The organism is Chromobacterium sp., from assembly GCF_041912965.1.
GTDB classification, from domain to species: Bacteria; Pseudomonadota; Gammaproteobacteria; order Burkholderiales; family Chromobacteriaceae; genus Chromobacterium; species Chromobacterium aquaticum.
On sequence record NZ_JAYSGF010000033.1, the window covers coordinates 1 to 17795 of the forward strand.

The window sequence follows — 17795 nt, forward strand, 5'->3', positions numbered from 1 at the left end:
CCGTTGGCCAGGTCCGGGTATTGCGCGGCGATTTCCTTGCCCACCTTGGTTTCGCTGTTGTGGTAGGCCGGCAGGCAGTGCATGAACTTCACTTGCAGGTTTTCGGCGGCGGCCATCAGCGCGGCGTTCACATGGTAAGGCTTCAGCAGCTTGATGCGTTCGGCCCAGACTTCGGCCGGCTCGCCCATGGACACCCATACGTCGGTGTGGATGAAGTCGGTGCCCTTGACCGCGGCCTTGGCATCTTCGGTCAAGGTGATGCGCGCGCCGGTCTTGGCGGCGATTTCACGGCACTGAGCGACCAGTTCGTCGGTCGGCCACAGGTGCTTGGGCGCGCCGATGCGCACGTCCATGCCCAGCTTGGCGCCGATCACCAGCAGGGAGTTGCCCATATTGTTGCGGGCGTCGCCCAGGTAGGTGTAGCTGATCTGGGAGATGGGCTTGTCGCTGTTTTCCCACATGGTCAGCACGTCGGCCAGCATCTGGGTCGGGTGCCATTCATCGGTCAGGCCGTTGTATACCGGCACGCCGGCGAACTTGGCCAGCTCGGTTTCCACCATGTGCTGGTCGAAGCCGCGGTATTCGATCGCGTCGTACATGCGGCCCAACACGCGAGCGGTATCCTTCATCGATTCCTTGATGCCGATTTGCGAACCGGACGGCCCAAGGTAAGTCACGTTGGCGCCCTGGTCGTAGCAGGCCACTTCAAACGCGCAACGGGTGCGGGTAGAGGTTTTTTCAAAGATCAGGGCGATGTTCTTGCCCTTCAGGTGCTGCTGTTCGGTGCCGGTGTACTTGGCGCGCTTCAGGTCGCGGGCCAGGTCGAGCATGTAGCGGATTTCGCGCGGGGTGAAGTCCAGCATGCGGAGGAAGTTACGGTTGCGCAGATTGAAAGCCATGATATTGCTCCTGATTAGAGTCTGGGCAAGCCGGCCGTCGTTTCCGGGGAAACCGGCGGTCAACCTGTCTTTTTGCACATGAATCTTGGGTTTTCCTCCCGGCCGCGCCCGCGGCCGGGACACTACAGCTGAATTACAGTTTCACTTCGTCGCGAGTGATCGGGCAGGTCATGCAGTGACCGCCGCCGCGGCCGCGGCCCAGCTCGGAAGCCGGAATCTCGATCACTTCCACGCCATGCTCGCGCATCAGGCGGTTGGTGTAGGTGTTGCGGTCATAAGCCACCACCACGCGGCGATCCAGCGCCACCACGTTGTTGCCGTCGTCCCACTGCTCGCGTTCGCGCTGGTAGGCGTCGCCGCCGGTCTGGATCACGCGGATTTCCTTGAGACCCAGCGCCTGGCGCACCACTTCCACCAGGTGCACGCCTTCGTGGCGTTCGAAACGGATTTCACCTTCACGATCACCGGCGTACATGCTGGTGCAAGTGATGTCGTCCACCACGTCCGGGAACAGCGACAGCAGGTCGATGTCGAGGAAGCTGAACACGGTGTCCAGGTGCATCGCCGCGCGGGACTTAGGCATCTGGCAAGCGATCACGCGAGTGGCGCCGCCTTCCTTGCCCAGCACGCGCTTGGCCACTTGCACCACGGCCTGCGGGCTGGTGCGTTCGCCCATGCCGATCAGCACCACGCCGTTGCCGATAGGCATCACGTCGCCGCCTTCCAGCGTGGCCGGGCCGTGTTCCTGGTCGCAGTCGCCCCACCATACTTTCACCTTGCCGGCGAACATCGGATGGAATTTGTAGATGGATTGCAGGATCAGGGTTTCCTGACGGCGAGCCGGCCAGTACATCGGGTTCAGCGTCACGCCTTCATAGATCCAGCAAGATGGGTCGCGCTGGAACAGGCTGTTCGGCACCGGCGGCAGCACGAACTCGGACTGGTCCAGATAGCCGCCGAACAGGCCTTTCGGGTCGAATGGCAGTTCGAACTTGGCGATACCGCCCACCATGTGCTCGGCCAGTTGCGAAGACGGCATTTCATCCAGCCAGCTGCGCAGATCGTGCAGCATGCCGATACCTACGTTGTCGGCCTTGACCTTGCGATCCAGGATCCAGGCGCGGGAAGCCTTGTCATCCAATACCTTGGCCAGCGCCTCATGCACTTCCACCACTTCGATGCCGCGGGAGCGCATTTGCTCGACCATGTAAGCATGGTCTTTTTGTGCGCGTTCCACCCAGATCACGTCATCGAACAACAGGCCGTGGCAGTTGTCCGGGGTCAGGCGCTTATGCGCCAGGCCAGGACGGCACACCATCACAGTTCGCAACTTGCCGCACTCGGAATGAACACCAAACTTGGTCATGACAAACTCCTTAATGATATTGGGGGAGCTGGTGGAGGCCCGTGGATCTCGCGCGCCTCCGGTAATCTGCTACAGGGTTCCGGCTTAGAGCGTCAGCGCTCCCGTAGCCAGTTCATAGGCGGCGAACAAGCCCGCCACTACTATCAGTGCCGCCAGTACCGCTTCGGCGCCGGTGAATGCTTTCTCGCCGCGTTCCTTGCGAGCCCACAGGTAGAACAGCAGGCCCGGGGCGTACAGCACCATGGACAGGAACAGATACTTCAGGCCGGCGGCGTAGATCAGCCAGATGCCGTAGACCGAGGCGATGGCGGCGATGCTGAACTCTTTGCCGCTGGACTCGCCCTGGGCGTAGCCTTCACCACGCTTGGCCACCAGCAAGGCGTAACCGGCGCACAACAGGTAGGGAATCAGAATCATCGAGGTGGCCAGCGACAGCAGCGCCAGGTAGCCCGCGGAGCTGAACAGCGTGATGATCAGGAACAGTTGGATCAGGCCGTTGGTCAGCCACAGCGAGGCGGCCGGGGAGCCATTGGCATTGGTGGTGCCGAACACTTTGGGCATCACGCCGTCCTTGCCCGCCAGGTAGGGCGCTTCGGAAGCCAGCAGCGTCCAGGCCAGCAGCGCGCCGCCCACCGAAATCACCAGACCCGCGTTCATCAGGTTGGCGCCCCAGGGACCGATGGCTTTTTCCAGCACATAAGCGGTGGACGGGTTCTTCAGCGCGGCCAATTCAGTCTGGGACATCACGCCCAGCGACAGCACCGATACCGCAACCAGCAGGGCGATGGTCAGCAGGAAGCCGATCACGGTGGCCTTGCCCACTTCTTTCATGTTTTCCGCACGGCTGGAGAACATCGACGCGCCTTCGATGCCGATGAACACCCACACCGTCACCAGCATGGTGCTCTTGACCTGATCAACGACCGAGCCGAGTTTGGCCGAACCCCAGAAGTCCAGATTAAAGGTCTCCACCTTGAAGGCGAAAATGACCAGCAGGATGAACAGCGCCAGCGGCACCAGCTTGGCCACGGTGGTAATGGTGTTGATGAAGGCCGCGCCATGCACGCCGCGCAGCACCAGGAAGTGCAAGGCCCACAACAGGATGGACGCGCAGACGATGGCGGTGGTGGTATTGCCCTCGCCGAACACCGGGAACCAGAAGGCCAGCGCCGAGAACATCACCACAAAGTAGGACACATTGCCGATCCAGGCCGAAATCCAGTAACCCCAGGCCGAGTTGAAGCCCATGTAGTTGCCGAAGCCCGCCTTGGCGTAGCCATACACGCCGCCTTCCACTTCCGGCTTGCGATTGGCCAACATCTGGAAGGCGAATGCCAGGGTCAGCATCCCGAAGAAGGTGATGACCCAACCGATCAGGATGGCGCCGGCTCCGGCGCCCGCGGCCATGTTCTGCGGCAATGAGAAGATACCGCCGCCGATCATGGAGCCCACCACCAGAGCGGTCAGCGCGCCAAGCTTGAGCTTGGGAGCGCCGCCGCCTTGGGTTTCAGTTTCCGTAGACATTTTCGTTCTCCGTGAGAGTACATTAACCTGCAAATCTGTTGTTATATAATTAAATTCTTATCATCTGAGACAATGGTATACCCCGGATTTAGTCATCGCCAGAACAGTCGAACATCCGTTTGACCTGCGTCAAATAGCGCTGTTACATCGCATCCGCCCCATACGGACAATAGAACAAAAGCTTTATAAAAGCCCTGCTCCCAAATGGCAGGGCAATCCATGTTGCTGCGCACAAAATAATTAATTAACTATGAATTTAATTTTTCTTATAAATAAAACACAATATCAGCCGGCAATGGAATCATCAAAACGGAAAAAGCACGCTTGGTGCCGGAGGGGGAATCAGCCAGCAGCCAGCCGATATTTGGAACAAGGCAAGAAAAGCGGCAAGTGCAGGCAAAGCATGGATGCTGAGCGACGGAGCAAAAAAAAGTGGATGCGGCCCACCACCGCATCCACCAACACACACATCAAGAGGATTGATTAAAGACTGTCCAGGTGGACTCCCTATTCCGGCTTTTTCACATTCTTGAAAATCGCCACCAAAGCGCCCAACACCACCAGCGTGGTCACCACAATGGTCACCAGGCTCAAAATACCGACGTCGTCGGAGAGAAGCAGAGTCAGAAGTTCCATCGCTACTCCTTAATCCGGGGCCATGCCCCATGTAGGTTTCTTGACCCTCATCTTAGCCAGTCCTGCCTGGAATCCATTGACCCAAATCAAACGGCATTATTCGGAAATTTGATGCAAGACAAATAACAAAGCCCTTGGCTATCGCCAAGGGCTCTTTTCTGAAAAATCAGTAATTTAGATCATTACAGTTTTAAATTCAGCAATACAGTTCGCGACGCCGGCACATAAAAAAACGTCCGCTGTCATTCCCTTACTTGCTGCCGCTCATGTCCTTGGACAGGAAGAAGGCGTCGGAGAAGAACTCATCTTCCGGCAAGCCGCACTCGCGGGTGAAGCTGCCATGCGCCGCCTCCACCATGACCGGCGCGCCGCAGGCATAGACCTGGTAACCGGACAGATCGGCGAAGTCTTCCAGCACCGCCTGGTGAACAAAGCCGACGCGGCCCGCCCACTCGTCGCCAGGCAGCGCGTCGGACAGCACCGGGATGAAGGTGATGTTGGGGTTCTGTGCCTGCCAGCCACCGGCCAGTTCGGCCATATAAAGGTCGGCCTTGGTGCGCGCGCCCCAGTAGAACACCATCTCGCGTTGGATGCCGCTGTGGATCGCGTGTTCGATAATGCCTTTGACCGGCGCGAAACCGGTGCCGCTGGCAACGAAGATGATGGGCTTGTCGGAATCCTCGCGCAGGAAGAAGGAACCCAGCGGTCCCTTGAAGCGCATGATCTCGCGCTCCTTCATCTGGCTGAACACATAATCGGAGAAGGAACCACCGGGCTGGTGACGGATATGCAGTTCCAGGAACGCGTCGTCGTGCGGCGCATTGGCGATGGAGAAGCTACGCTTCTTGCCATCCTTCATCAGGATGTCGATGTATTGACCCGCCTTGAACTGCAGGCGCTCCGACACCGGCAGCTTGAGCTTGAGCACGGCCACGTCGTGGATCTTCTCTATCTTCTCGACGCGGCACGGCAGGGTCTTGATCTGGATATCGCCGGCGCCGGCCACTTCGCGCGCCTCGATGGTGATGTCGCCCTGCGGCCGGGAACAACAGAACAGCGCCATGCCCTGGGCGCGCTCTGCCTCGGTCAAGGCTTTTTCCTGGTAACCGTCCTGGCTCACTTCGCCTTCCAGCACTTTACCCTTGCAAGCGCCGCAGGCGCCGTCACGGCAGCCGTAGGGCAGGCCCACGCCCTGGCGCAGCGCCGCTTCCAAAACAGTTTCATGCGGCTCGACGCCAAATGTGTGCCCACTGGGGAGCACTTTCACCTGCGCTGTCATCTATTTCCTCTACTCGATATCTGGCTACAATGCGCACTATGCGAACCTTGCTGATCATCGGCGCCGGCGATGTCGCGCGCCGCGCCCTGCCTGAACTGGTCCGCCACTGGCGGGTACTGGCGCTATGCCGCTCCAGCGCCGCGGCGGCGGAACTGCGCCGTCAGGGTGTCACGCCCATCCGCGGCGACCTGGACCATCCCGCCTCTTTGCGCCGGCTGGCCGGCCTGGCCGACGATCTATTGCTGACCGCTCCCCCCCAGGAAACCGGCCTCAAGGACTTGCGCATGCGCAAGTTGTTGTCTGCGTTGGCAAAAGGTTGCAGGATACCACAGCGCTTGGTCTACATCAGCACCAGCGGCGTGTACGGCGACGCCGGTGGCGCCTGGCTGAACGAAAGCGCCCGCCCCCGTCCGCGCAACGACCGCGCCTGGCGTCGGCTGGACGCCGAGACCCAGCTGCGCCGCTTCGCCGCCGCCCACGGCAGCCAGCTCGTGGTGTTGCGCGCGCCGGGCATTTACGCTGACGAGCGCCTGCCGCTGAGCCGCTTCGCCACCCAGGCCCCGCTGATCGTTCCCGAGGAAGACAGTTGGAGCAACCACATCCACGCCGACGACCTCGCCGCCGCCTGCGTGGCGGCGCTGCAACAATGCCGCGGCGGAAGCCGCGTCTACAATGCCTGCGACGATCAACCGCTGCAAGTCAGCGCCTGGTATCGCCAACTATCCGCCACTCTGACGCTGCCACTGCCGCCGCTGCTGCCCCGCGACGCCGTCCGTAGCCAGCTCTCCGCGGGTCTATGGTCTTATCTGGCGGAATCGCGGCGGCTGGACAACCGGCGCCTGCGCAGCGAATTGCTGCCCCGGCTGCGCTGGCCAAGCACCGCCGACTATCTGGCCGCGCTGGCCCAAGCGCCGGAACGCATCACTGCCGTGCTCGCCTCGACGGCCAAGATTCGGTAACATCGCGGTTTTTTTGAGTTTTCAGCAGGCTTCACTCTATGGAAAATCCGGCATTTCAACGCGCCATCCGCAGCTTTGTACTACGTCAAGGCCACCTGTCTCCCGGCCAACAGCGCGCGATGGATGAAGGCATGCCGCGCTGGGGCATCGAATACCGCCCCGAGCGCGTCGACCTGGAACAGGCCTTCGGTCGCGCGGCGCCCAAGATTCTGGAGATCGGCTTCGGCATGGGCGGCGCCACCGCCGAAATCGCCGCGGCCAATCCGGACAAGGACTATCTTGGCGTGGAAGTGCACTCGCCCGGCGTCGGCAATCTGTGCAAGCTGATCGCGGAAAAGGAATTGAGCAATCTGCGCATCATCCGCCACGACGCGGTGGAGGTGCTGGACCATATGCTGGCCGACGGCAGCCTGGACGGCGTGCACATATTCTTCCCCGACCCGTGGCACAAGAAACGCCATAACAAGCGCCGCCTGATCCAGGCGCCGCTGGTGGAAAAGCTGATCACCAAGCTCAAACCCGGTGGCTACCTGCACGCCGCCACCGACTGGGAAGACTACGCGCTGCAGATCATGGAAGTCTTCAGCGCCCAGCCGCTGCTGGCCAACAGCGCCGACGGCTACGCGCCGCGCCCGGACTACCGCCCGCTGACCAAGTTTGAAGCCCGCGGCATCAAGCTGGGCCACGGCGTGTGGGATGTGATTTTCCGCCGGCGCTGATGCCCGCCCGGACCCGCCGCCAGCGGCGGGTCTCAGCCCTCTCTAGGCAGCAAGGCCTTGATATCCTCCAGCAGTTCATGCGGCTCCACCGCCGGCTCGTAACGCTTGAGCACCCTGCCCTTGCCATCGATCAGGAATTTGGTGAAGTTCCATTTCACAGGATGCGGATGGGTGGAATCGGCCTGAGTCAGCCAGCGCCATAGCAGGTGCGCTCGCGGCCCGTTGACGTCCAGCTTGGCGAACAAGGGAAAACTCACCTCGAAGCGTGTCCGGCAAAAACGCTCGATCTCGGCTTCGCCTCCCGGCTCCTGACCGCCGAACTGATTGCAAGGAAAGCCCAGCACCACCAGTCCGCGGTCGCCCAGGCTTTGCTGCAAGTCCTGCAAGCCAGCGTATTGCCGGGTATAACCGCACTCGCTGGCGGTATTCACCACCAGGACGACTTGGCCGGTGTACGCCGACAGCGGCTGCTCGCTGCCGTCTATGCGCGCGGCGGAGAAATCGTAAAGCGTGGTCATGGCCACCTCCGTCTCGTATAATAAGGGCTCCCGAGAATCGACTCAGGCACTATCCGAATGTTGTTCAATCCCAGCCGGCAAGACGCCCGGCGCTTCTTTTTCGACACCTGGCAGAAATCCAAATCCGGCGCGGACTTGTCCGATCTGGAAAAGATGGTGCTTCCCATTCTTATAGACCACCCGGAGTATCACGCCATTCTGGATCGTCCGGAACAGTATATGGAACAGGAGTGGACGCCGGAAATGGGCCAGAGCAACCCCTTCCTGCATCTGGGCCTGCATGTGGCGATAGAGGAACAACGCTCCATCGACCAACCCTTCGGCATCCGTTCCTTGTATGCGCAGCTAGCCTTGCGCCACGGCAGCGAGCACCAGGCACAACACTCAATGATGGACTGTCTGGGCGAAATGATCTGGCATGCGCAGCGCCACGGCGGCGGTCCGGACGTGAACCGTTATATCGGCTGCATCCGCGGCAAGCTGGGCATGGGCGCGGAGGAGCAAGCGCGCGTCAATCCCAATGAAATCCCGGACTGAAGCGAAGCCGGCCCCCAGCCTCACCCACACGCCCGGCCCTGCCGGGCGTGTGGCATTGGCGCGAGCTTCAGGCAAAAAAAGAGCCGTGGGGGGAAACCCTCCACGGCGATCAAGCGGGGCAGCTCATACTGGCAGAGCCAGAAGAGCAACATCATCCTATTCTCATATTAAACATATTGCAAATTGTTTTTAAATAGTTAACAACAAATAAATTATAAAATCATTTATATAAACTATAAGTTTAAAATATCGTCCATAAAAAAAGCCGGCATGACGCCGACTCTTTCACCCCGCGCCACCTCAAACCAGGCGGTTGCGCAACTCCCCGGCCACGAAGGCGCCGATATTCTCCACCAATTGCGCGGCCAGCCGCTCCATCGCCTGCCGGCTGGCCCAGCTGATGTGCGGCGTGACGATCAGATTGGGCAAACGGGTCTTCAGCAAGGGATTGCCGTTCACCGGCGGCTCCTCACTGAGCACGTCAACACCCGCGCCACCCAGTTGCCCGTATTTCAGCGCGGCCACCAGATCCGCCTCGTTGACCAGCCCGCCGCGAGCGGTATTGATCAATAGAGCACCGGGTTTCATCGCAATCAACTCCGGCTGCGCGATCAAATCGCGCGTTTCCTCGCTCAGCGGGCAATGCAGGGAAATCACGTCGGCCTGCGCCAGCACCGCGGCGAAAGCCGCATAACCGGGCCTGACCTCGCCAGCACCCTTGCGCTCGGCGAACAAGACCCGCATGCCCAGCGCGGCGGCCAGCTCACCCAAGCGCCGTCCGATGCCACCCGCGCCGATGATGCCCAGCGTCGCCCCGCGCAAATCGCGGATCGGCGCGCCAAAGTGGCAGAACTGCCTCGATTGCTGCCAGATGCCGGCGGCGACGTCGCGCTGATAAGCCGGCAAGTTCTTGGCCAGCGCCAGCATCAGCGTCAGCGCGTGCTCGGCCACGGTGTCATCGCCATAGTTGCGGATATTGCATACCGCGATGCCCAGTTCGCGACAGGCGTCCAGATCGACATGGTTGTAACCGGTGGCGGCGATGGCCACCAGTTTCAGGCCCGGCAACTGTTCCAGCGTGTCGCGGCGCAGTGGCACCTTATTGCTGATGACGATGTCGGCGCCCGAGCAATTCATCGCCGCGTCTTCGACGCTGGTGGACGGGAATTCATGGTACTCGGCCGGGAACGGCAGAAGCGGAACCGGGACAGGCAAGCTGTCCCGGTCAAGAAATACGACGGAGTGGGTCATCAGCTATTCAGTCATCTCTCGAAGGTGATCAAATCGCGGTAAGCATGCCAGCTGGCCAGCGCCAACACCGGCATGATGATGATCAGACCGAGAAAATAGGTCACGAAGCCCACCGCGCTCAGCGCCACAATGATAGCCGCCCATATCCCCATCGTCAGCACATTCTTCAGCACCGCCTGCACGCTGGCGATCATCGCGGTGACGGTATCGACTTCCTTGTCCAGCATCAACGGGATGGACACCACGCTGACCGAAAACACCACTTGGGCAAACAGAAAGCCGACCGCGAAATAGGCGACCAGGAAGGCGATATTATCCGGGTTGAACGCATTGACGACGATATCGTTCAAGGATGGCAGCGCAGCGGTGTCGTAGAACAGCGCGAACATCAGCAAGGACACGCGGAACCAGCCGAACACCAGCACCGCCAGCAAGGCAGCGTACAAGGTGAAGGCCGGCAGGTTGACGCGCCAGGCGGACATGCTGTGCGCCAGCTTGACCCGGCCGTGGCCGTCGAAGGCCTCCATCTGCTTGGCGATATCGTACAAGCCTATCGCCAGGAAGGGGCCGGCCAGCAGGAAGATGGTGGCGAAGGTGATGATCAATTCCGGCGAATGCTCGGAATACAAGGTCAGCAGATAGCCCATCAGCACGAACACCGCGCCGTAGAACAGGCAGTCGGCCGGCGCTTTCTGGAAATCGCGGAAGCCTTTTTTCAGCCACTGCAGCGGCCGCAGGGTTTCCACTTTGCGCGCAACCGGGCGGTCGCGCGGGATATCGTGAGTCACGTCCATGGCAAGTCCCCCTCAGGTATGGTGCGAGCAGCCCCGCATCCTTTCCGTTATACCCCACGCGATGCAAAACACAAGCTGGCCATCCGGCTGCTATAATCCGCCGATTAGCACGGGGCCGCGCCCGGCCGCCTTGGCCCGGCCCCATCCCGCGCATCCGCGAAAGGAATTCCAATGAGCGAACTGATTATTGAAGAACTGGCAATCGGCGACGGCGCGGAAGCCGTCAGCGGCCAGGAAGTCACCGTGCACTACACCGGCTGGCTGACCGACGGCACCAAGTTCGACTCCAGCAAGGACCGCTTCCAGCCGTTCAGCTTCCCGCTGGGCGCCGGCTATGTGATCAAGGGCTGGGACCAGGGCGTGCTCGGCATGAAGGTGGGCGGCAAGCGCAAGCTGACCATCCCGGCCGAACTGGGCTATGGCGCGCGTGGCGCCGGCGGCGTGATTCCGCCCAATGCCACTCTGGTGTTCGAAGTGGAACTGCTGCAAGTGGGTTGAACCCCAACCACGCAAGGATGTAAAAAAAGCTTCCCCTGGGAAGCTTTTTTTATTGGTGGCGCTGGCTTATTTCTTCACGCACTGATGCTGGCGCCGGCGGCGCATCCAGACAAAGGCCACGCCCAGCAGCAAGGCCGCCACCACCGCCAGGATGCCGGCCTGGCCGCGATGCACCATGGTCATCAGCCACTCGCGATTGGCGGCGCCGTAATAACCCAGATACACCCATACCGGCACCGAGATCAACGCGGCGAAACCGTCCATCACCAGGAAACGCCAGTAGGACACCCGCCGTGTCATGCCGGCGGTGATGAAGATGGGGGAACGCAGGCCCGGCAGGAAGCGGGCGACGAACAGCACCCAATTGCCGTACTTCTCGAACTTCTCCTGCACCGCCTCGAAGCGCTCCTGGGTCAGGATGCGCGCGATGGGCCGGAATTTCAGCACTCGGTTGCCGAACACCCGCCCGGCGGTGAACATGATGCCGTCGCCGGCCAGCACGCCGGCCATGCCGACCACGAACATCCAATGCACATTGGTATAGCCTAGGCCGGAGATGATGCCTCCGGCCACCAGGGTGATGTCTTCCGGAATCGGCACGCCGAAACCGCATACCAGCAACACAGTGAACACGGCGAAATAGCCGTAGCCAGTGAAAAAATCGAGAAGTATTTGCAGAGTGTCCATTTTATTCCGCTTGCCGCCATGTCTCCGTTCAGGACGATCCTGGCGCGGCTGCGTTATCGGGGTACATCACCAGGGGCTTATAATAGCACACCTCCAACGCAGACTTTCTTGACATGACTCGCCCTATCCAGGTGGAAATCCACCGCTCCGCCATCCGCCACAACTACCTGCTGTCCCGTGCCCAGGCGCCGCAATCCAAGGCTTACGCCGTGCTCAAGGCCAACGCCTACGGCCATGGCCTGCTCGACGCGGTCCAGGCCTTGGCCGATGTCGCCGACGGCTTCGCCCTGCTCAATATCGAGGATGCCATCCGCCTGCGCCAAGCCGGCGTCCAGCAGGACATCGTGCTGCTGGAAGGCGCTTTCGACGCCGAGGAAGCCGCGGCGATGGCGCATTACCGGCTGGGCGGCGCGGTACATTCCCAACAACAGATAAGCTGGCTGGCCAAAGGTTCCGCCCAACAGCCGGTTTCCTGCTGGCTCAAGATCAATAGCGGCATGAATCGGCTGGGTTTCACGCCGGCCGAAGCCGCCGCCGCGCTGGCGCAATTGCGCGCGCAGCCCGGCGCGCGCGTCGACGCCCTGATGACTCACTTCGCCAGCGCCGACGACGACTACGGCGTCGCCGAACAATGGAGCCGCTTCCAGCCGCTGATCGCGCCCAGCGGTCTGCCGGTCAGCGCCGCCAACTCCGCCGCGCTGTTCCGCCACCCGCATACCCACGGCTCCATCGTGCGCCCCGGCATCGTGCTCTACGGCAGTTCGCCGTTTGCCGACACCGATGCCGCCGGCCTGGGCCTGCGTCCGGCGATGACGCTGAGCAGCCGCGTCATCGCGGTGCAAAAGGTGCCGGCCGGCGATGCCGTCGGCTACGGCCGCCGCCTGGTGGCCGAAGGCGAGATGCGCATCGGCATCGTCGCCTGCGGCTATGCCGACGGCTATCCGCGCATCGCCGCCAACGGCACGCCGGTCGCGGTGGACGGCCACCCGACGGGCACGGTCGGCCGGGTATCGATGGACATGCTGGCGGTGGATTTGAGCAAGCTGCCGCAGGCCGGCATCGGCAGCCGGGTCGAACTATGGGGCCCGCAAGTGCCGATAGAACGCGTCGCGGCTGGCGCCGACACCCTGGGCTATGAACTGATGTGCGCGGTGGCGCCGCGGGTGCCGCGCCTCGTCCATAACTGAAGCCAGCCGCAAGCGGCCAGCAAACCCAAGGCGGCGCCGCTCCAGTGCGCCGATGCCAATACCGATTCGCCGCCGCTCCAGCTGAGCGGGAACAGGCTCTGCCACGCCAGCCGCCCCAGCAAGACGGCCAGCCACAGGCCGCGCCAGCGCGGCTGGGTCAGCGCCAGCGCCGCCCACCAGCAATAGACCAGGCCGGAGGCGCCGACGAAGGCCTGCGGCGCCGGCCACAGCCATTGCATCGCGGCGATGGCCGGCGGCGCCGCCAAGGCCAGCATCAGCAGCAGCGGCGCTCTATCCCGCCCCAGCCATGCCAGCAAGGCCAGCGCCGCGCTATTGAGGCAGGCGTGGCGCGCGTCGGCGTGCACCCAGCCCCCACTCAGCAACCGCCACCACTCCGCGGCGTTCCACGGCTCGAAGCGCCATGACAGCGCCGCCGCGCCCCAGGGCGCGGCCAGCGGCAGCATGACGACGACGAGCAGCCATGGCCAGCCGTCGATGCTCCCCGGTTTCAGCGCTTGCGGCGCCACGCCGCCATCGCTGCCACCGCGCCAAGGCCCAGCAGCATGAGCAGCCCACCCTCGTCCGCCGCCGCCACCGCGTTGCCGCGGCGCGCCACATCGACGTACAAGGGATCATGGTCGGAGGAACGATAGGCATCCGCCGCATAGTACTTCTGCTGCTGTTCCGCGCTCTTGAACTCGCTGCTGTACTCCAGCGCCGTCGGCTCGTCGGCGTTGATGTGCCACTCCCCGGCCGCCAGCACCATGGAACTCAGCGCCTTGTCGGCCAAGGCGTGGTCCAGATTGCCGGACTCGCCGTTGAACACATAGGAATAGGCGTCGCGGCTCCAGCGCGCCAGCAGATTGTTGAAGCCGGCGCTTTCAAACGCGCGGATCGGATCTTCCTTAGCGTAGGAGTTCATATCTCCCAGCAGCAGCATGCCATCGTTGGGGCCGGGCTGCGGCCGGGTGGCGTACCAGGCCATCAGATCGCGCACTGCTTGCACCCGGGTCAGATTGCAATTGCCCTGGCCGTCGCCCTTGTCCACGTCGGACTGGCCGTCCACCACCTGGTCGGCGCAGCTGCTGCCCTTGGACTTCAGGTGATTGACCGCCACGGTAACCCGGCTCTTGCTCTTGGCGTCGAGCACAAAGGTCTGCAGCAATGCCGGCCGGTTCTTCTGCGGATTGCCTATCACCCTCACCTCGGCCTTGCCCTCCGCCGTCACCGTGGCCGGACGGTAGATCAGGCCGGTGGTGATCGCGTCGCTGCCCACCTGCGGCAGGCCGGGATTGGCGAAACGGTATTGCTTGGGCTGCGGCTGGCCCTGGTTCAAGGCGTTGACCAGGTCCTGGATCGCCGAATAGCGGTCGAAGCCGTCATTCTCGATTTCCATCAGTCCGACCACATCGGCGTCCAACTGACGAATCGCCGCCACGATCTTGGCTCGCTGACGCTCGAAATCCTGCTGGGTCTTGGCGCCGCGCGGCGTCGGGAAGCCCTTGCCCTGGCCATCGCCATTGAAGAAATTGAGCACATTGAAGCTGGCGAAACGCACGCTTTCCGGCAGGCGCTTGGGCGCGCCGGGACGCGGATTGCTGGCCACCGCGCGCGGCGCGGCCAGCGGCTGCAGCCGGTATTTGCCGAAGGCGTAGCTGACCACGCCGGTCACGCCATCCAGACGATCACCGCTGCGCAAGGTCTGGCTGGCGGACAAGCCGCCGGGCGCCGGCAGCCAGGCATTGGCGTTCTGGATCTGCAGGCCGTCGTCCAGCGTCAGCTTATCCAGTTGATTGGCCTCGCTCAGCGCCTTGGCCTCGGCGCTGCCGGGCAGGAAACGCTGGGTCGCGGTCCACAACCGCGGCTGGCTGGACAGCGTCAATTCGCCATAGCGGCCGTAGTCGTAATTGGCGGCGACATAGACCGGGCCTTCCAGCCGCACCGCCATGCCGGCCAACGCTTCCAGCTGGGCGCTGGATTGCAGCGGCAGGCGCAGGCTGGCGTAGGTCAGCGGCTCGCGGTAGGCGCACTGCTCCACCGCGGCGATGCTGGCCGGAGTGATCTGAGTTTCGCTGGCGGCGTCGCCCTTGCGGCTGTACTCGGACACCTTGCCGGTGACGCGCACCACGTCGCCGGGTTTAAGCGTCGGCGCGGCCAGATTGCCGAGAAACACGAAGATGCCTTCCGAGGTGGCCGGGTCCGCATCCTGGTCCCGCGCCTCTTCTTGCAGATAGAAGCCACGCAATTGGCCGGTTCCGGTGAAGGCGCCGCTGACCACGCCCTCCACGGTCACGGTCTTGCCTTGTAGCGGGCTGCCGACGACGCGGCCCTGCACATCATGGATCAGGGTGGCGCCGGCGGCGCCACAGGCGGCCTGGGCCAAGGCCGGAACCGCCAGCGCCACTGCCATGGCGACCGGGCTCAAGGCCTTGAATGCTTTTGCTGTTTTCATGGTCTGGTTTCATCACGAGCGTAAGGAGCGCTGATTCTAACCAGAGCGCAATGACAAAAAGATGTCATTAGATACAGTTGCACGCAAAGTCACTATCTGTATGTTTCGCTTAAAAACAATAAGCGCCATTTCTTTCCAAATTCAGGCAATAAAAAACGCCAAACAGAAATTGTTTGGCGTTTTCATGCTGATACCGGCAGCCGCCGGCTGTCGCGCTCAAGCGACTTGCCGAATCGCCTCCGCAATCGTCTGCGCCCATTGATCGGCGAGGATCTTGTCGTCGGCCTCCACCATCACCCGCACCACCGGCTCGGTGCCGGACGGGCGCAACACCACGCGGCCTCGGCCTTGCAAGGCCTGCTCGGCGGCGGCCAGCGGCGCCGCGGACGCGCTCTTCCAGTCGCAGCCATTATGACGGACATTGATCAGCGTCTGCGGATAAGGCTGCCAGTCGCTGCAGGCATCGGCCAGGCTCATGCCCAGATCGGTCAGGCTGGCCAGTACTTGCAGGCTGGAGATGATGCCGTCGCCGGTGGAATGGCAATCCAGGCACAGGATGTGGCCGGAAGCTTCGCCGCCCACCTGCCAGCCCTGGCCGTGCAGCATTTCCAATACATAGCGGTCGCCGACCTTGGCGCGGCCAAAGGCCACGCCCTGCTTGTTCAGCGCCAGCTCCATCGCCAGATTGGTCATCACCGTGCCCACCACGCCGCCCTTGAGCTTGCCGGCCGCCGCGCGCGCCTTGGCGATCACATAGATCAGCTGGTCGCCATCGTAGACGGTGCCATCGCGGTCCACCATGATCAGGCGGTCGCCGTCGCCGTCCAGCGCGATGCCGTAATCGGCGTGATGCTCCAGCACCGCCACCTGCAAGGTCTTGGGATAGGTGGCGCCCACCTTCTCGTTGATATTGTAGCCGTCCGGCTCGCCGCCTATGGTCACCACCTCGGCGCCCAATTCGTGGAACACCTTGGGCGCCACGTGATAGGTGGCGCCGTGGGCGCAATCCACCACCAGCTTCAAGCCCTTGAGATCGCGGTCGTTGGGGAAGCTGCTCTTGCAGAATTCGATGTAGCGCTCCACCGCGCCCTCGATGCGACGCACCCGGCCCAATTGCTCGGAGGGATTGGTCGCCATCGGCTGCTCCAGCATCGCCTCGATTTCCAGTTCGACCGCATCATCCAGCTTCTTGCCGCCTTCGGCGAAGAACTTGATGCCGTTATCCTGGAAGGGATTGTGCGAGGCGGAAATCATCACCCCGGCCTCAAGGCGCAGCGCGCGGGTCAGGTAGGCGATGCCCGGCGTCGGCAGCGGGCCGGTCAACAGCACATTGACGCCGGCGGCGGAAAAGCCGGCTTGCAGCGCGGCTTCCAGCATATAGCCGGAAATCCGGGTGTCCTTGCCTATCAGCACCGTCGGACGATGCCCCTTGTCGTGGTCCACCAGCACCCGGCCGGCGGCATAGCCCAGTTTCATCACGAATTCCGGCGTGATCGGGAACTGGCCGACCTCGCCGCGCACGCCATCGGTGCCAAAGTATTTACGGCTCATGTTTTTCTCTCGAATCCGGCCGGCTTCTGGCCAACCGCGGTAATCGCTACGCCGGCTATTGTGCGCCAGGCGTACCCCTTAGTTCAATCCTTCCAAAGCGGCCAGCACTTGCAGCGCCTGATGCGTGGCCTTCACATCGTGCACGCGGATGATGCGCGCGCCGCGCCGCGCCGATTCCAGCGCCACCGCCACGCTGGCGCCCAGCCGCTCCGCCGGCACCGCTTCGCCGGTGATCGCGCCCAGCATGGACTTGCGGCTCAAGCCCACCAGCAGCGGCGCGCCGGCCGCGCGCTCGATCTCGGGCAGGCCGCGCAGCAGCGCCAAATTATGTTCCAGCGTCTTGCCGAAACCGAAACCGGGATCGGCCAGCAAGCGTTCGCGTGCGATGCCGGCGTCCAGGCACAGCTGGACGCGCCGCGCCAGGTAGCCGGCCACTTCGGCCACCACGTCAGCGTACTCCGGACGATCCTGCATGGTGTCCGGATTGCCCTGCTTGTGCATCAGGCAGATCGCCGCGTCCGCGCCCGCCACCAATTCCAGCGCGCCCGCGTCTTCCAGCGCCGACACATCGTTGACCAGGTCCACCGCGCCCAAGGCCAGCGCCTCGCGCATCACCGCCGTGCGGCGCGTGTCCAGCGACAGCGGCGCGCCCAGCTCGCGCAGGCGCTCCAGCACCGGCAGCACCCGCTCCATTTCCTGTTCCGGGCTGACATGGGGCGCATTGGGCCGCGTGGATTCGCCGCCGATGTCTAGAATGGCCGCGCCTTCGGCCAGCATCCGCTCGGCATGCCGTAAAGCCTGGTCCAAGGCGTTGAAGCGGCCTCCATCGGAAAAGGAGTCCGGGGTGACGTTCAGAATGCCCATCACCAGCGGACGGGACAGATCGAGCGTGAAGCGCCCGCATTGCAAAGAGGGTTTCATGATCTGACTACGCTCAT

18 protein-coding genes are annotated in these 17795 nt (G+C 62.7%); 5 read left to right on the forward strand and 13 right to left on the reverse strand.

Annotation, left to right across the window (positions count from 1 at the left end):
• The 5 genes from argF to ACE3QM_RS16640 form a co-directional block, all read right to left on the reverse strand.
• The coding region (gene argF, locus ACE3QM_RS16620; protein WP_374423428.1) for an ornithine carbamoyltransferase at positions 1 to 899 on the reverse strand (899 nt) is incomplete at its 3' end.
• Between the two features lie 133 nt (positions 900 to 1032).
• Positions 1033 to 2265 carry an arginine deiminase gene (locus tag ACE3QM_RS16625; protein WP_048409587.1) on the reverse strand — a complete coding sequence of 411 codons (1233 nt, stop codon included), beginning with the start codon at positions 2263 to 2265 and terminating at the stop codon, positions 1033 to 1035.
• Between the two features lie 84 nt (positions 2266 to 2349).
• On the reverse strand, positions 2350 to 3789 hold the full coding sequence (gene arcD / locus ACE3QM_RS16630; RefSeq protein ID WP_048409586.1) for an arginine-ornithine antiporter: 1440 nt from the start codon (positions 3787 to 3789) through the stop codon (positions 2350 to 2352).
• Between the two features lie 507 nt (positions 3790 to 4296).
• Positions 4297 to 4425 carry a DUF3149 domain-containing protein gene (locus ACE3QM_RS16635; RefSeq protein WP_019103856.1) on the reverse strand — a complete coding sequence of 43 codons (129 nt, stop codon included), beginning with the start codon at positions 4423 to 4425 and terminating at the stop codon, positions 4297 to 4299.
• Positions 4426 to 4675: 250 nt separating this feature from the next.
• On the reverse strand, positions 4676 to 5704 hold the full coding sequence (locus tag ACE3QM_RS16640) for a CDP-6-deoxy-delta-3,4-glucoseen reductase (RefSeq protein ID WP_231463225.1): 1029 nt from the start codon (positions 5702 to 5704) through the stop codon (positions 4676 to 4678).
• Between the two features lie 38 nt (positions 5705 to 5742).
• On the opposite strand from ACE3QM_RS16640, the gene ACE3QM_RS16645 reads away from it, so the two are divergent.
• Together ACE3QM_RS16645 and trmB are read left to right on the forward strand one after the other, a co-directional pair.
• A complete protein-coding gene (locus tag ACE3QM_RS16645) occupies positions 5743 to 6663 on the forward strand; it encodes an NAD-dependent epimerase/dehydratase family protein (protein ID WP_374423432.1) in 921 nt (306 codons plus the stop codon).
• A 38-nt stretch (positions 6664 to 6701) separates the two neighbouring features.
• The gene (trmB, locus tag ACE3QM_RS16650) at positions 6702 to 7382 is read left to right on the forward strand and encodes a tRNA (guanosine(46)-N7)-methyltransferase TrmB (RefSeq protein WP_231463221.1); all 681 of its coding nucleotides are present in this window, start codon (positions 6702 to 6704) and stop codon (positions 7380 to 7382) included.
• A 32-nt stretch (positions 7383 to 7414) separates the two neighbouring features.
• On the opposite strand, the gene ACE3QM_RS16655 is transcribed toward trmB, so the two are convergent.
• Positions 7415 to 7900 (reverse strand): glutathione peroxidase, encoded by a 486-nt coding sequence (locus ACE3QM_RS16655; protein WP_374423434.1) that lies wholly within the window; start codon positions 7898 to 7900, stop codon positions 7415 to 7417.
• A gap of 57 nt (positions 7901 to 7957) precedes the next feature.
• On the opposite strand from ACE3QM_RS16655, the gene ACE3QM_RS16660 reads away from it, so the two are divergent.
• The gene (locus ACE3QM_RS16660) at positions 7958 to 8437 is read left to right on the forward strand and encodes a DUF1841 family protein (protein WP_048409581.1); all 480 of its coding nucleotides are present in this window, start codon (positions 7958 to 7960) and stop codon (positions 8435 to 8437) included.
• A gap of 300 nt (positions 8438 to 8737) precedes the next feature.
• On the opposite strand, the gene ACE3QM_RS16665 is transcribed toward ACE3QM_RS16660, so the two are convergent.
• Positions 8738 to 9688 (reverse strand): D-2-hydroxyacid dehydrogenase, encoded by a 951-nt coding sequence (locus tag ACE3QM_RS16665; protein WP_374423436.1) that lies wholly within the window; start codon positions 9686 to 9688, stop codon positions 8738 to 8740.
• 11 nt (positions 9689 to 9699) lie between these two features.
• Complete coding sequence (locus tag ACE3QM_RS16670) at positions 9700 to 10482, reverse strand: DUF2189 domain-containing protein (protein ID WP_374423438.1); 783 nt, start codon at positions 10480 to 10482, stop codon at positions 9700 to 9702.
• 171 nt (positions 10483 to 10653) lie between these two features.
• Here ACE3QM_RS16670 and ACE3QM_RS16675 point away from each other — a divergent pair, with 171 nt between their 5' ends.
• Positions 10654 to 10980 (forward strand): FKBP-type peptidyl-prolyl cis-trans isomerase, encoded by a 327-nt coding sequence (locus ACE3QM_RS16675; RefSeq protein WP_048409578.1) that lies wholly within the window; start codon positions 10654 to 10656, stop codon positions 10978 to 10980.
• 66 nt (positions 10981 to 11046) lie between these two features.
• Here ACE3QM_RS16675 and ACE3QM_RS16680 read toward each other — a convergent pair whose 3' ends face one another.
• The gene (locus tag ACE3QM_RS16680) at positions 11047 to 11667 is read right to left on the reverse strand and encodes a DedA family protein (protein ID WP_231463218.1); all 621 of its coding nucleotides are present in this window, start codon (positions 11665 to 11667) and stop codon (positions 11047 to 11049) included.
• Between the two features lie 113 nt (positions 11668 to 11780).
• Here ACE3QM_RS16680 and alr point away from each other — a divergent pair, with 113 nt between their 5' ends.
• On the forward strand, positions 11781 to 12854 hold the full coding sequence (gene alr / locus ACE3QM_RS16685; protein WP_374423441.1) for an alanine racemase: 1074 nt from the start codon (positions 11781 to 11783) through the stop codon (positions 12852 to 12854).
• Here the strand turns inward: alr and ACE3QM_RS16690 are convergent.
• From ACE3QM_RS16690 to folP, 4 genes are all read right to left on the reverse strand, one after another.
• Complete coding sequence (locus ACE3QM_RS16690) at positions 12800 to 13381, reverse strand: rhomboid family intramembrane serine protease (RefSeq protein WP_374423443.1); 582 nt, start codon at positions 13379 to 13381, stop codon at positions 12800 to 12802. The genes alr and ACE3QM_RS16690 overlap by 55 nt on opposite strands.
• Complete coding sequence (locus tag ACE3QM_RS16695; protein ID WP_053074348.1) at positions 13363 to 15306, reverse strand: ExeM/NucH family extracellular endonuclease; 1944 nt, start codon at positions 15304 to 15306, stop codon at positions 13363 to 13365. The genes ACE3QM_RS16690 and ACE3QM_RS16695 overlap by 19 nt, the downstream gene beginning before the upstream one ends.
• A gap of 216 nt (positions 15307 to 15522) precedes the next feature.
• A complete protein-coding gene (gene glmM / locus ACE3QM_RS16700; protein ID WP_231463210.1) occupies positions 15523 to 16857 on the reverse strand; it encodes a phosphoglucosamine mutase in 1335 nt (444 codons plus the stop codon).
• Between the two features lie 78 nt (positions 16858 to 16935).
• Positions 16936 to 17778, reverse strand: coding sequence for a dihydropteroate synthase (gene folP, locus ACE3QM_RS16705; protein WP_374423446.1), 843 nt, complete (start codon positions 17776 to 17778; stop codon positions 16936 to 16938).
• Positions 17779 to 17795 lie beyond the last annotated feature (17 nt).

Excerpts from the sequence above, each read along its gene's own strand:
- ACE3QM_RS16665 (WP_374423436.1), bottom strand. The coding sequence starts at position 9,688 with ATGACCCACTCCGTCGTATTTCTTGACCGGGACAGCTTGCCTGTCCCG.
- ACE3QM_RS16670 (WP_374423438.1), bottom strand. The coding sequence starts at position 10,482 with ATGGACGTGACTCACGATATCCCGCGCGACCGCCCGGTTGCGCGCAAA.
- ACE3QM_RS16645 (WP_374423432.1), top strand. The coding sequence starts at position 5,743 with ATGCGAACCTTGCTGATCATCGGCGCCGGCGATGTCGCGCGCCGCGCC.
- ACE3QM_RS16680 (WP_231463218.1), bottom strand. The coding sequence starts at position 11,667 with ATGGACACTCTGCAAATACTTCTCGATTTTTTCACTGGCTACGGCTAT.
- ACE3QM_RS16660 (WP_048409581.1), top strand. The coding sequence starts at position 7,958 with ATGTTGTTCAATCCCAGCCGGCAAGACGCCCGGCGCTTCTTTTTCGAC.
- trmB (WP_231463221.1), top strand. The coding sequence starts at position 6,702 with ATGGAAAATCCGGCATTTCAACGCGCCATCCGCAGCTTTGTACTACGT.
- ACE3QM_RS16695 (WP_053074348.1), bottom strand. The coding sequence starts at position 15,306 with ATGAAAACAGCAAAAGCATTCAAGGCCTTGAGCCCGGTCGCCATGGCA.
- ACE3QM_RS16625 (WP_048409587.1), bottom strand. The coding sequence starts at position 2,265 with ATGACCAAGTTTGGTGTTCATTCCGAGTGCGGCAAGTTGCGAACTGTG.
- ACE3QM_RS16655 (WP_374423434.1), bottom strand. The coding sequence starts at position 7,900 with ATGACCACGCTTTACGATTTCTCCGCCGCGCGCATAGACGGCAGCGAG.
- ACE3QM_RS16640 (WP_231463225.1), bottom strand. The coding sequence starts at position 5,704 with ATGACAGCGCAGGTGAAAGTGCTCCCCAGTGGGCACACATTTGGCGTC.
- folP (WP_374423446.1), bottom strand. The coding sequence starts at position 17,778 with ATGAAACCCTCTTTGCAATGCGGGCGCTTCACGCTCGATCTGTCCCGT.
- ACE3QM_RS16675 (WP_048409578.1), top strand. The coding sequence starts at position 10,654 with ATGAGCGAACTGATTATTGAAGAACTGGCAATCGGCGACGGCGCGGAA.
- ACE3QM_RS16635 (WP_019103856.1), bottom strand. The coding sequence starts at position 4,425 with ATGGAACTTCTGACTCTGCTTCTCTCCGACGACGTCGGTATTTTGAGC.
- alr (WP_374423441.1), top strand. The coding sequence starts at position 11,781 with ATGACTCGCCCTATCCAGGTGGAAATCCACCGCTCCGCCATCCGCCAC.
- glmM (WP_231463210.1), bottom strand. The coding sequence starts at position 16,857 with ATGAGCCGTAAATACTTTGGCACCGATGGCGTGCGCGGCGAGGTCGGC.
- arcD (WP_048409586.1), bottom strand. The coding sequence starts at position 3,789 with ATGTCTACGGAAACTGAAACCCAAGGCGGCGGCGCTCCCAAGCTCAAG.